The sequence below is a fragment of the Streptomyces rapamycinicus NRRL 5491 genome, from assembly GCF_024298965.1.
GTDB classification, from domain to species: domain Bacteria; phylum Actinomycetota; class Actinomycetes; order Streptomycetales; family Streptomycetaceae; genus Streptomyces; species Streptomyces rapamycinicus.
In genome coordinates, this window is record NZ_CP085193.1 from 7,064,748 (window position 1) to 7,077,583 (window position 12,836).

11 protein-coding genes are annotated in these 12,836 nt (G+C 70.3%); 7 read left to right on the plus strand and 4 right to left on the minus strand.

Features of this window, described 5'->3' with window-relative positions; translation table 11 throughout:
- Positions 1-36: 36 nt before the first annotated feature.
- The 4 genes from LIV37_RS29725 to LIV37_RS29740 all read left to right on the plus strand — a co-directional run bounded on the left by LIV37_RS29725 (position 37) and on the right by LIV37_RS29740 (position 4,725).
- Positions 37-1,158, plus strand: coding sequence for a 5-(carboxyamino)imidazole ribonucleotide synthase (locus LIV37_RS29725; RefSeq protein ID WP_020870792.1), 1,122 nt, complete (start codon positions 37-39; stop codon positions 1,156-1,158).
- On the plus strand, positions 1,155-1,679 hold the full coding sequence (gene purE / locus LIV37_RS29730) for a 5-(carboxyamino)imidazole ribonucleotide mutase (RefSeq protein WP_121824355.1): 525 nt from the start codon (positions 1,155-1,157) through the stop codon (positions 1,677-1,679). Before LIV37_RS29725 ends, purE begins: the two co-directional genes overlap by 4 nt.
- A 213-nt stretch (positions 1,680-1,892) precedes the next feature.
- A complete protein-coding gene (locus tag LIV37_RS29735; RefSeq protein WP_020870794.1) occupies positions 1,893-3,095 on the plus strand; it encodes a dipeptidase in 1,203 nt (400 codons plus the stop codon).
- Between the two features lie 202 nt (positions 3,096-3,297).
- The gene (locus LIV37_RS29740) at positions 3,298-4,725 is read left to right on the plus strand and encodes an alkaline phosphatase family protein (protein WP_020870795.1); all 1,428 of its coding nucleotides are present in this window, start codon (positions 3,298-3,300) and stop codon (positions 4,723-4,725) included.
- An 82-nt stretch (positions 4,726-4,807) separates the two neighbouring features.
- Here LIV37_RS29740 and LIV37_RS29745 read toward each other — a convergent pair whose 3' ends face one another.
- Both LIV37_RS29745 and LIV37_RS29750 read right to left on the minus strand, forming a co-directional pair.
- Positions 4,808-5,176 carry a VOC family protein gene (locus LIV37_RS29745; protein WP_020870796.1) on the minus strand — a complete coding sequence of 123 codons (369 nt, stop codon included), beginning with the start codon at positions 5,174-5,176 and terminating at the stop codon, positions 4,808-4,810.
- Positions 5,177-5,240: 64 nt separating this feature from the next.
- Positions 5,241-6,581: a UDP-glucose dehydrogenase family protein gene (locus LIV37_RS29750; protein ID WP_020870797.1), complete on the minus strand. Its 1,341-nt coding sequence runs from the start codon at positions 6,579-6,581 to the stop codon at positions 5,241-5,243.
- Positions 6,582-6,746: 165 nt separating this feature from the next.
- Here LIV37_RS29750 and LIV37_RS29755 point away from each other — a divergent pair, with 165 nt between their 5' ends.
- Positions 6,747-7,922, plus strand: a complete 1,176-nt coding sequence (locus tag LIV37_RS29755; RefSeq protein ID WP_121824354.1) for an acyl-CoA dehydrogenase — start codon at positions 6,747-6,749, stop codon at positions 7,920-7,922.
- Positions 7,923-8,001: 79 nt separating this feature from the next.
- On the opposite strand, the gene LIV37_RS29760 is transcribed toward LIV37_RS29755, so the two are convergent.
- A complete protein-coding gene (locus tag LIV37_RS29760) occupies positions 8,002-9,318 on the minus strand; it encodes an LCP family protein (protein WP_167525786.1) in 1,317 nt (438 codons plus the stop codon).
- Between the two features lie 107 nt (positions 9,319-9,425).
- Here LIV37_RS29760 and LIV37_RS29765 point away from each other — a divergent pair, with 107 nt between their 5' ends.
- Positions 9,426-9,998 carry an acyl-CoA thioesterase gene (locus tag LIV37_RS29765; RefSeq protein WP_020870799.1) on the plus strand — a complete coding sequence of 191 codons (573 nt, stop codon included), beginning with the start codon at positions 9,426-9,428 and terminating at the stop codon, positions 9,996-9,998.
- A gap of 94 nt (positions 9,999-10,092) precedes the next feature.
- Here the strand turns inward: LIV37_RS29765 and LIV37_RS29770 are convergent, their stop codons facing one another.
- Positions 10,093-11,550, minus strand: a complete 1,458-nt coding sequence (locus LIV37_RS29770) for an LCP family protein (RefSeq protein ID WP_020870800.1) — start codon at positions 11,548-11,550, stop codon at positions 10,093-10,095.
- Between the two features lie 222 nt (positions 11,551-11,772).
- Between LIV37_RS29770 and LIV37_RS29775 the strand changes: the two genes are divergently transcribed.
- Positions 11,773-12,789: a glycosyltransferase family 2 protein gene (locus LIV37_RS29775; protein ID WP_020870801.1), complete on the plus strand. Its 1,017-nt coding sequence runs from the start codon at positions 11,773-11,775 to the stop codon at positions 12,787-12,789.
- Positions 12,790-12,836 lie beyond the last annotated feature (47 nt).

The following is a 12,836-nucleotide window of genomic DNA, read 5'->3' on the forward strand; positions in this document are numbered from 1 at the left end:
AGTTACCCTGGGAGGGTGACATTCCCGGTAGTCGGCATGGTCGGCGGCGGCCAGCTCGCCCGTATGACCCATGAGGCGGGCATCCCCCTCGGCATCAGGTTCAAGCTGCTCAGTGACACCCCCCAGGACTCGGCGGCCCAGGTGGTCAGCGATGTCGTCATCGGCGACTACCGCGACCTGGACACCCTTCGTGCTTTCGCACAGGGCTGTGATGTGGTCACCTTCGACCACGAGCACGTCCCGGCCGATCATCTGCGCGCCCTGGAAGCGGACGGCGTGGTCATCCGCCCCGGAGTCGAGGCGCTGCTGCACGCCCAGGACAAGGGCGTGATGCGCGAGCGGCTGCGTACGGCCGGTGTGCCGTGCCCCCGTCACCGCATCGTGGCCGACCCCGAGGACGTGGCGCGATTCGCGGAGGAGGAGGGCGACGGATACCCGGTCGTCCTCAAGACCGTGCGCGGCGGCTACGACGGCAAGGGCGTCTGGGTCGTCCGCGGCGTGGCGGACGCGGCCGAGCCGTTCCGCGCGGGTGTGCCCGTCCTCGCCGAGGAGATGGTCGACTTCGCCCGCGAGCTCGCCGCCAACGTCGTACGGTCCCCGCACGGCCAGGCCGTCGCCTACCCCGTCGTGGAGTCGATCCAGGTGAACGGGGTCTGCGACACCGTGATAGCCCCCGCCCCCGGCCTCTCAGAAGAGCTGTCCGGCCAGGCGCAGGAGATGGCGCTGAAGATCGCCGCCGAGCTCGGGGTGGTCGGCCATCTCGCGGTCGAGCTCTTCGAGACCCGCGACGGCCGGCTGCTGGTCAACGAGCTGGCGATGCGCCCCCACAACTCCGGCCACTGGACCCAGGACGGCGCCGTCACCTCCCAGTTCGCCAACCACGTACGCGCCGTGCTCGACCTCCCGCTGGGCGACCCGCGCCCGCGCGCGGGGTGGACGGTGATGACCAATGTGCTCGGCGGCGACTACCCCGACATGTACGCGGCGTATCTGCACTGCATGGCCCGCGACCCGGCGCTCAAGATCCATATGTACGGCAAGGACGTGAAGCCCGGGCGCAAGGTCGGCCACGTCAACACCTACGGCGACGACCTGGCCGACGTCCGCGAGCGCGGCCGCCACGCCGCCGACTACCTCCGAGGGACCATCACCGAATGAGCGCTCCTGTGATCGGCATCGTCATGGGCTCCGACTCCGACTGGCCCGTCATGGAAGAAGCGGCCAAGGCCCTCGACGAGTTCGAGGTCCCGTACGAGGTGGATGTCGTCTCGGCACACCGCATGCCGCGCGAGATGGTCGCCTACGGCGAGAACGCGGCGGACCGCGGCCTCAAAGCGATCATCGCTGGCGCGGGCGGCGCCGCCCACCTCCCGGGCATGCTCGCGTCCGTCACCCCGCTGCCGGTCATCGGGGTGCCCGTACCGCTGAAGTACCTCGACGGCATGGACTCCCTGCTGTCGATCGTCCAGATGCCCGCGGGGGTCCCGGTGGCCACCGTCTCCGTAGGCGGCGCCCGCAACGCGGGACTGCTCGCCGCCCGGATCCTGGCCGCGCACGACGCCGGGCTCCAGGCCCGGATGCGCGAATTCCAGGACGAACTCAACGCCCAGGCCACGGAGAAGGGCAAGCGCCTGCGCGCGAAGGTGGACGGGGCGGGTTCGTTCGGCTTCGGCCACTGAGCTCTTCAAACCCCTCCGGAGCAACTCCAGCCCCTCGGGGCAACTTCCAGCCCCTCCGGCGTTTGAGGAGCGGGGGTCTGGGGGCGGAGCCCCAAGTTTCGGGAAGGGGCGGGGTGGGGCAAGCCCGCCGCAGGCGCCCCCCACCCACGCGCCCCCACCCCACACGCCCCCACAACACGTGACTTCGGCCGCCCCCCACGCGAAACTACGAGGATGACCGATCACCTCGCGCAAGCCCACGACCTGCTGGCCACCCACCCCATCGTGGACGGCCACAACGACTTCCCCTGGGCCCTGCGCGAGCAGGTCCGCTACGACCTCGACCAGCGCGACATGGCCACCGACCTCACCCCGTACACCCACACCGACATCGCCCGCCTCCGAACCGGCGGCGTAGGCGCCCAGTTCTGGTCGGTGTTCGTCCGCTCCGACTTCCAGGGCGACACGGCGGTCAGCGCCACCCTCGAACAGATCGACGTCGTCCGCCGGTTCACCGACCGGTACGCGACCGATCTGCGCCCAGCCTTCACCGCCGACGACATGGAGGCGGCCCGGACCGAGGGCCGTATCGCCTCCCTCATGGGCGCGGAGGGCGGCCACAGCATCAACTGCTCCCTGGCCACCCTGCGCACCCTCTACGACCTCGGCGTGCGCTATATGACGCTCACCCACAACGACAACGTCCCCTGGGCGGACTCGGCGACCGACGAGCCGAAGGCACACGGCCTCACCCGCTTCGGCGAGGAGGTGGTGCGTGAGATGAACCGGCTGGGCATGCTCGTCGACCTCTCCCATGTCTCGGCCGACACCATGCGGGACGCGCTCCGGGTGACCGAGGCGCCCGTGGTCTTCTCGCACTCCTCCGCGCGCGCCGTCTGCGACCATCCGCGCAACATCCCGGACGACGTGCTGGAGTCGCTGCCCGCCAACGGGGGTGTGGCGATGGCCACCTTCGTGCCCAAGTTCGTGCTGCCCGAGGCGGTCGCCTGGACCCGGGAGGCGGATGAGAACATGCGCGCCCATGGGCTGCATCCGCTGGAGATGACGCCCGCCGCGATGAAGGTGCAGCGCGCCTTCGAGGAGGCCAACCCGCGCCCCATGGCCACCGTGTCGACTGTCGCCGACCACCTCGACCACATGCGCGAGGCGGCGGGCATCGACCACATCGGCATCGGCGGCGACTTCGACGGAACCGCCTTCACCCCGGAGGGCCTGGGCGATGTCGCGGGCTATCCGAACCTGGTGGCCGAGCTCCTCGACCGCCGCTGGTCACCGGCCGACCTGGCCAAGCTGACCTGGCAGAACGCGGTCCGTACGCTGCGCGGCGCGGAGGACGCGGCACGCGCGGCGCAAACCACACGCGGCCCGTCCATCGCGACGATCGACCAACTGGACGCCGCCGAGCCGGACGCCTAGCCGAACGCCGAGCCGAACGCCGCCGGGTAACTGAACGGCAACGGCTCCGCCTGACACACCAACAGCCCCTTTAGCGGCCCTTGGTGCCTTTGCGATGCCTTGATGCATCGTTCACGTAATGCTCCTCTTCCTCGTTGCCTTGCGGGCGAGACAGTCGAAGCGGTCTGACGATCTCTCACGCGCTCAACGAGAAAGAGGCGTTATGCCCGACTTCACCCGCCGTAGACTCCTGGGTGCCGCCGCCAGCACGCTCGGTGCGGGCGCGGCCGCGTCGCTGCTGCCGCCGAGCGTGCAGCAGGCGATAGCCGCCGGCCCGGCCAAGGGCGGCTCCCTCCACGACGTCGAGCACGTCGTCCTGCTGATGCAGGAGAACCGCTCGTTCGACCACTACTTCGGCACCCTCAAGGGGGTCCGCGGCTTCGCCGACCCGGACGCCCTGACCCTCTCCACCGGCAAGTCCGTCTTCCACCAGCCGGACGCGGAGAACCCGGACGGCTATCTGCTCCCGTTCCACCTGGACACCCACTCCACCAGCGCCCAGGCGATCCCCTCCACCAGCCACGCCTGGTCGGTGCAGCACGAGGCGTGGAACGACGGCGCCATGGACAAGTGGCTGCCCGCGCACCGTAAGGCCGACGGCAAGAACGGTCCGTACGTCATGGGCTACCACACCCGTGCGGACATTCCGTTCCAGTTCGCGCTCGCCGAGGCGTTCACGATCTGCGACAACTACTTCTGCTCGGTCTTCGGCCCCACCTGGCCCAACCGGCTGTACTGGATGACGGGCACCATCGACCCGGCCGGTGTCAAGGGCGGCCCGGTCCTGGAGAACAAGGCGCCCAAGCCGTACCGCTGGACGACGTACGCCGAGCGGCTGCAGAACGCCGGGGTCAGCTGGAAGGTGTACCAGGAGGAGGACGACTACGGCTGCAACCTCCTGGAGCAGTTCCAGCAGTTCCAGGACGCCAAGCCCGGCGATCCGCTGTACGACCGCGCCATGACCGTCAGCCCCGCCGGGACCTTCGAGGAGGACGCCCGCAACGACCGGCTGCCGACCGTCTCCTGGATCATCCCCACCAGCACCCAGTCCGAGCACCCGGACTATCTGCCCGCCGCCGGTGCCGACTACGTCGCCTCCAAGATCGAGGCGATCGCGTCCAACCCCGAGGTGTGGCGCAAGACCGTCTTCATCCTCAACTACGACGAGAACGACGGGCTGTTCGACCATGTCCCGCCGCCCACGCCCAAGCCCGGGACCGTGGACGAGTTCGTGGGCGGTCTGCCCATCGGCGGTGGCTTCCGGGTGCCGTGCCTGATCGTCTCGCCGTGGACGGTGGGCGGCTGGGCCGCGGGCGAGGCGTTCGACCACACCTCGGTGCTCCGCTTCCTGGAGCGGCTGACCGGCGTCGAGGAGCCCAACATCAGCCAGTGGCGCCGCCGCTCCTTCGGCGACCTCACCTCCGCCTTCGGCTTCTCGCACGCCGCGCCGAAGCCGCCGAGGCTGCCGGATGACACGGCCGAGCAGCTGGAGCAGGCCAAGAAGGACGTCGAGAACCTGCCCGAGCCGACCCTCCCGGGCGCCGACCAGACCCCGCCGAAGCAGGAGAAGGGCCGCCGCCCCCGCCGCTGAGAGCACCCCGCTCCGCTCCCACCGGACGCCCTCCGGTGGGAGCGGAGGGCTTTGCGGGATGGACCGGTCAGGGATGGACCGGTCAGGGATGGATCAGACAGAAGGGGTGCCCCGCCGGATCGGCGAAGACGCGGAAGTCCCGCTTCCCGCCGTCGTCGTCGAGGTCCAGCGCACGGGCCCCCAGCGCCAGCACCCGCTCCTGCGCCGCCGCCATATCGGTCACCCGCAGATCGAAGTGCAGCTGCTGCGACTCCTTCGCCGACGGCCAGCTCGGCGCCACGAAGCCGGGCGCCTCCTGGAAGGCCAGCCGCGCCCCGTCGGGCAGGTGGAGATCGACCCAGGGCTTCCCCTCGTTCTTGATCTCACCGCCCAGCACCTGCTGGTAGAAGTGGGCGAGCGCGGTGGGGTCGGGGCAGTCGACGGCGGTGACGCTCAACTTGGCGATGGTCATGGCTCCTCCTCGGGTCCCGTCCCGAGTTGACCGAACGGGCCCCGTCAAACGGGAAGCCTTGGCCTTATGCCATCGGGCGGCCGAGCGCCCGGTACGTCCACCCGGCGTCCCGCCAGACGTCGGGGTCCAGCGCGTTGCGCCCGTCGAGGATCCGGCGCTCGGCGACGACCGAGCCGAGGCTCGCCGGGTCCAGCTCGCGGAACTCGCGCCACTCGGTGAGGTGCAGCACCGCATGGGCGCCCTCCGCCGCCGCGGCCGCGGTCGGGGCGTAGGCGAGGGTCGGGAAGAGCGCCCGGGCGTTCTCCATGCCCTTGGGGTCGAAGACGGTCACCTGGGCGCCCTGCAGCTGTATCTGCCCGGCCACGTTGAGCGCGGGGGAGTCCCGGACGTCGTCGGAGTCCGGCTTGAAGGTCGCGCCCAGCACGGCGACCCGCTTGCCCAGGAAGGCGCCGCCGACGGCCTCGCGGGCCAGCTCGACCATATGGCCGCGGCGGCGCATGTTGATCGAGTCGACCTCGCGGAGGAAGGTCAGCGCCTGGTCGGCGCCGAGTTCACCGGCGCGCGCCATGAAGGCCCGGATGTCCTTCGGCAGACAGCCGCCGCCGAAACCGATCCCGGCCCGCAGGAACTTCTTGCCGATGCGCTCGTCGTAGCCGATGGCCTCGGCGAGCTTGACCACATCGCCGCCCGCGGCCTCGCAGACCTCGGCCATCGCGTTGATGAAGGAGATCTTGGTCGCCAGGAAGGAGTTGGCGGCGACCTTGACCAGCTCGGCGGTCGGGAAGTCGGTCACCACGAACGGCGAGCCCTCGCCGATGGGCGTCTGGTACACCTCGCGCAGCAGCTTCTCGGCCCGGTCGCCCGCGACGCCGACCACGATCCGGTCCGGGTGCAGGGTGTCCTGGACGGCGAACCCCTCGCGCAGGAACTCCGGGTTCCAGGCGAGCTCCGCGTCCGCCCCCACCGGGGCCAGCTCGGCCAGCCGGGCCGCGAGCAGGTCGGCGCTGCCGACCGGCACCGTGGACTTGCCCACGACCAGCGCGGGGCGGCGCAGATGCGGGGCGAGCGACTCCACCGCGGAGTTCACGTAGCTCATGTCACAGGCGTACTCGCCGTGCTTCTGGGGGGTGTTCACACAGATGAAGTGGATGTCTCCGAACTCCCCGGCCTCCTCGTAGGAGGTGGTGAAGCGCAGCCGCCCGCTGGACCCCTCGATCCCCACGGTGTGGCGCCGCAGCAGCCCCTCGAGCCCGGGTTCGTACATCGGCACCCGGCCCTGGGTGAGCATCGCGATCTTCTCGGGCACGACGTCGAGGCCCAGCACCTCGAAGCCCAGCTCCGCCATGGCCGCTGCGTGGGTGGCGCCGAGGTAGCCGGTGCCGATCACGGTGATCTTGAGGGCCATGCAGTGCTCCAGAACGGTCGATCGCAGATGCGGTGCCTGAGCATAGTCGGGACCGGGGGGCGGGCTCAGCCGACTCTGTCAGGTAGCTCACGTATACCTATCGAGGCGGCGCCCCTAGAATTCAGTTACTTAACGGTAGTTAGCGCTCTATGGGGAGTGAGAGGCTTGGCGTCCTCGGTGAACGACTTCGACCTGTACCGGCCGTCCGAAGAGCACGACATGCTCCGGGACGCCGTCCGCTCTCTCGCCGAGGCGAAGATAGCCCCTTATGCCGCCGAGGTCGACGAGGAGGCCCGCTTCCCCCAGGAGGCGCTGGACGCCCTCGTCGCGAACGATCTGCATGCGGTGCACGTCCCCGAGTCCTACGGCGGTTCGGGCGCGGACGCGCTGGCCACCGTGATCGTCATCGAGGAGGTCTCCCGGGTCTGCGCCTCCTCCTCCCTGATCCCCGCGGTCAACAAGCTGGGTTCGCTGCCGGTGATCCTCTCCGGCTCCGAGGAGCTGAAGAAGCGGTACCTGGCCCCGCTCGCCAAGGGCGACGCGATGTTCTCGTACTGTCTCTCCGAGCCGGACGCGGGCTCGGACGCGGCCGGGATGAAGACCAAGGCGGTCCGCGACGGCGACTTCTACGTGCTCAACGGCGTCAAGCGCTGGATCACCAACGCCGGGGTCTCCGAGTACTACACGGTGATGGCCGTCACGGACCCCGAGAAGCGCTCCAAGGGCATCTCCGCCTTCGTCGTCGAGAAGTCCGACCCGGGCGTCTCCTTCGGCGCCCCGGAGAAGAAGCTCGGCATCAAGGGCTCCCCGACCCGCGAGGTCTACCTCGACAACGTCCGCATCCCCGCCGACCGGATGATCGGCACCGAGGGCACCGGCTTCGCCACCGCCATGAAGACCCTCGACCACACCCGGATCACCATCGCCGCCCAGGCCCTCGGCATCGCCCAGGGCGCGCTCGACTACGCCAAGGGCTACGTCCAGGAGCGCAAGCAGTTCGGCAAGCCGATCGGCGACTTCCAGGGCGTGCAGTTCATGCTCGCCGACATGGCGATGAAGCTGGAGGCCGCCCGGCAGCTCACCTACGCGGCGGCGGCCCGGTCCGAGCGGGTGGCCCTCGGCGGCGGCAAGGAGGACCTGACGTTCTTCGGCGCGGCGGCCAAGTGCTACGCCTCCGACGCCGCGATGGAGATCACCACGGACGCCGTCCAGCTGCTCGGCGGCTACGGCTACACCCGTGACTACCCGCTCGAGCGGATGATGCGCGACGCCAAGATCACGCAGATCTACGAGGGCACCAACCAGGTCCAGCGCATCGTGATGGCGCGCAACCTTCCGTAGTCTCCTGTTCCGTGGTCCTCGAAGACAAAAGACCGCTGCCGGGCCCGTCGGGCCCGGCAGCGGTCTTTTCCGGTCCTGCTCAGTTGCTGGAGACGGTGACCTTGTCGTCGTTCTTCAGCTCGCTCATCAGCTGCTTGACCTTGGCCATGTCCCACTGCACGGCGCTGCCCTTGGAGGTGGCCAGGCCGGGGTTGGAGATCGGCATGTTCATCTGCTTGCCGTCGCCGCCGGAGACACCCTTCATCGCGAAGAACATGTCCTTCACGTCCCACAGGCTCATGTCCTTGTCGACGATCAGGTTGTCCAGACCGGCGCCCATCGTCGGGTAGAGCTTGAACGGGTTCATGATCGTGCTCGGCGAGGCCGCCTTGTTGGCCAGCGCGGACAGGAACTTCTGCTGGTTCTTGGTGCGGTCCAGGTCGCCGCCCGCGAGGCCGTAGCGCTGCCGGACGAAGGCGAGCGCCTGCTGGCCGTTCAGCGTCTGCTTGCCCTTCTTCAGGTCATTGCCGGACTTCTTGTCCTTCATGTCCTGCGGGATGTCGATGTCGACGCCGCCGACGCCGTCCACCAGGTTGGCGAAGCCGTCGAAGCCGATCTCCGCGTAGTGGTCGATCTTCAGGCCGGTGTTGTACTCGATCGTGCGGACGAGCAGTCCGGGGCCTTCGGAGGAGAACGAGGCGTTCAGCTTGTTCTGGCTCTGCGGGATCCGCCGGCCGCTCTCCGAGCCGGTGAAGGCCGGGATCGTGACCCAGGAGTCACGCGGGAGGCTGACCATGGTGTTCCCGTTCTCACCGACATGGAGAAGGATCATGGAGTCGGTGCGGCGGCCGTCGGCCGAGCCGGTGTGCAGCTTCTTCTTGTCCTCGTCGGACATGCCCTCGCGGCTGTCCGAACCGACGATCAGGTAGTTGGTTCCCTTGCCGCCGCCCGGCCGGTCCTCGACCTTGCTCAGGTCCACCTCGTTGCGGAGCTTGGAGTCGGCCCAGATATAGGTGCCGATGCCGACGGCGAGCAGCAGGACGATCAGGGTGACCAGGCCGATGGTTATCCGGCGCTTCCAGTTCTTCGGCCTCACCGGGCGCGGGCCGGGGCCGCCGGGGCCACCGGGGCCGTTGCCGCCGCCCGGCCCGCCGTTGCCGCCGCCGTAGACCTGACCGGTGTTGTAACCGTCGTCGTAGTCGTCATAGCCCTGGGACGCCTGCTGCCGCGGAACGGTGCCGTGGGGCGAGAGGTCGGGCGGCAGCGGTGGCTCGTCGTACGGCGGTGGACCGCCCGCACCGGGCGCGCCGCGCCTCACCTGTGGCATGGCGCGAGCCCCCTCCGGCTCGGCGCTGCCGCTACCACGTCCGTACCGGCCGCTACCGTCGCCGGACCATCCCTGGGGCCATTCGCTCATGCAATGCAGTGTGCCTGGTCGGGTGGGTCGCATTACAGGGCGGGTGCCGGATCGCGGCAGGGCTGTTGCAGACCTGATAAGAATCTGGTCCGCATAAGGTGGACGACATGACCAAACCGGCCCAGGGTGCGGAACCGGAGCTTCCGGGAAAGCCCACCTCCGCCTCCCGTACCACGCTGTCACACATCATGACCGGCAGTGACACCAATCTCCTCGGGACCGTCCACGGTGGCGTGATCATGAAGCTGGTGGACGACGCCGCCGGAGCGGTCGCCGGACGCCACTCCGAGGGGCCCGCGGTCACCGCGTCGATGGATGAGATGGCCTTCCTCGAACCGGTCAGAGTCGGCGACCTCGTCCATGTGAAGGCCCAGGTCAACTGGACCGGCCGGTCCTCCATGGAGATCGGGGTACGGGTACTGGCCGAGCGGTGGAACGAGTCCACGCCTGCCACCCAGGTCGGCAGCGCCTATCTGGTCTTCGCCGCCGTCGACGCCGACGGCAAGCCCCGGGCCGTGCCCCCGGTCATCCCGGAGAGCGAGCGGGACAAGCGGCGCTACCAGGAGGCCGAGATCCGCCGGACCCACCGGCTGGCCCGCCGCCGCGCGATCAAGGAACTCCGCGCCCAGCGCACCGCCGGGCGCGCCCACGACACCACCGAGGGCACCGACCGGCCGTGACCCCCGAGGCAGCGCCGACCGGCCGTGACCTCCGGGGCAGCGCCGGCCGGCCGTGCCCCCTGTGGTCGGCACCGACCGGCCGTGACCCGCGGGGTCAGAGGGAGCGGGTGGCGCCGCCCTCGGGGCAGACGACCTCGTCGCCGGTGACGGCCCCGAACCCGGCGGCATCGGTCTTCGGCGCCTCGACCCGCACCGGCCGGACGCCCTTGTAGTCCGCGCCGATCGTGATCTGCATCACCGCGCCCTGCCCGACCACCGGCTTCAGCCGGGCCCCGGGCAGCGCGGCCGCCAGGGAGCGCGCGGAGCGGTCCCAGACGGGGTCGTACGCGATCACCGTGTGCCGGACGTCGGGGGTCGCGGCGTCGGCGGGGGAGCCGGTGGTGGCGAAGCCGGTGGCGTGCAGCGCGCGGTCCGCGCGGCGGGCGAGCCCCGTCGTATTGGTGCCGTTGAGCACATGCACCCGGATCCGGGCCGGGTCCACGTCGACCGGGGTGGCCCGGACACGCTTCGGGCGGTGGGTGACGAGCGGCCGGTCCTCGCGGAGGGTGGTGAAGAGCCGCTCGGCCTTGGCCCGGTTCCAGCGGAGCGTGGAGCCGGCCCCCTTCACCGGCACACCGGGCAGCACCACCGGGACCGAGGCGAACTCCGAGGACCTGGGGGTGACCCCGCTCATGGCCCGGCCCAGGGCGACCAAGTCCTCCGCGCTGAAACCGTGGTCGGCGCGGACCGAGCCCAGCAGCGCCCCGGCCACCCGGTTGAACCGCACCGGGTTGAGCAGGATGCCCCCGGCCGTGGTCTGGTGGACCACGGCCGCCATGAAGCGCTGCTGCCGCTGGATCCGGCCCAGGTCGGAGGTGCCGTCCACATGCCGGGAGCGGACGTACTGCAGCGCCTGGCCGCCGTTCAGGACATGGGTGCCGGCCGGCAGGTCAAGGCCCGTGTGGTCGTCCTTGAGCGGCCGCGCGGTGCAGATTTTCACCCCGCCGAGCACATCGACCGTCTTCATGAAGCTGGTGAAGTCCACCTCGAGGTAGTGGTCGATATGGACGCCGGTCAGATGCTCCACGGTGCGCACGGTCAGGCTCGGCCCACCCTCGGCGTACGCGGCGTTGAGCTTCCGCGGATGGCTCGGATGGCGCTTGCCGGTGGCGTCGGTGTACGCGGGGATCCTGGCGTACGAGTCGCGGGGCAGGCTGACCGCGCTCACCCGGCGGTGGTCGCCCGACAGATGCATCAGCATGATCGTGTCCGTGCAGCGGCAGGGGGCTCCGCCCAGCCGGTACAGCGCCTTCTCCCGGGGCGTGATCTTCTCCCGTCCGTCCGTGCCGACCACGAGGAAGTTGACGCCCCCGCCGGTGTTCTTCGGCCGGTTGTCCAGGCCGCCGAAGGCATCCACCCGGTGGATCCCGGAATCGAGCTCCCTGACCAGTAGATGCCCGATGCCGCTGACCGCCAGCACCAGACAGGCGCCGCCCGTGGCCAGCCGCAGCCCCCAGCGGGGGCGGCGGGAGCGGGGGCGCGACGGGTGCGGCGATCGGGCCGGTGCACTCACTGAAGGGGACCTCCGTGAACTTCGGCGGGCTGGGCGGAACCGCCTCACCGTAGGCCCATACGACGATCGCCTTGACGGCCCCACGCCGCCCGTACGGGGCGCTGCCACCCGGGCGGCGCGTTCCGGCGTCCCCCATTCGCGGTAACGTGGCCCGGAAACCGCAGTCTTTTGGGGCCCCCGCCCCCAGTCTCCTGGGGCCCGGCCCCCGAACCCCGAGGTGCCATGCCCCCGCATCAGCTCCCGGCCGTCTCCGTGATCATGCCGGTGCTCAATGAGGAACGCCATCTGCGCAATGCCGTACGGCACATCCTGGAGCAGGAGTACGACGGTGAGATGGAGGTGGTGATCGCGCTCGGCCCGTCCGCGGACCGCACCGACGAGATCGCCGCCGAACTGGTGGCGGAGGACCCCCGGGTGCATACGGTCCCCAACCCCACGGGCCGCACCCCCGCCGCCCTGAACGCGGCGATCAAGGCGTCCCGCCATCCGGTGGTGGTCCGGGTCGACGGCCACGGCATGCTCTCGCCCGACTACATCGCGACCGCCGTACGGCTCCTGGAGGAGACCGGCGCGCAGAACGTCGGCGGGCTCATGCACGCCGAGGGCGAGAACGACTGGGAGAAGGCCGTCGCCGCCGCCATGACCTCCAAGATCGGGGTGGGCAACGCGGCCTTCCACACCGGTGGTGAGGCGGCCCCCGCCGAGACCGTCTATCTGGGCGTCTTCCGGCGTGAGGCGCTCGAACAGCAGGGCGGGTACAACGAGGAGTTCATCCGCGCCCAGGACTGGGAGCTGAACTTCCGGATCCGCGAGGCGGGCGGGCTGATCTGGTTCTCGCCCGAGCTGAAGGTCTCCTACCGGCCGCGGCCGAACGTGCGGGCCCTGGCCAAGCAGTACAAGGACTACGGCCGCTGGCGCCATGTCGTGGCCCGCTTCCACCAGGGCTCGATCAATCTGCGCTATCTCGCACCGCCGACCGCGGTGGTCGCCATCGCGGCGGGCATCGTGCTGGGCGCGGCGGCCACCCCGTGGGGCTTCGTGATCCCCGGCGGCTATCTGGCCGCGATCGTCGCGGGCTCGCTCCCCGCGGGCAGGGGGCTTCCGGTGACGGCCCGGCTGCGGATCCCGGTGGCGCTCGCGACCATGCACATGTCGTGGGGCTGGGGCTTTCTGACCAGCCCGCGGGCGCTCGCCAAGAGGGTCATCGCCAGCCGCCGCCCGGCGGTCATGGCGCAGTAGCCGCGCCCGTACGCCACGTACGCCGCCACGTACGGCATGTACGCCGG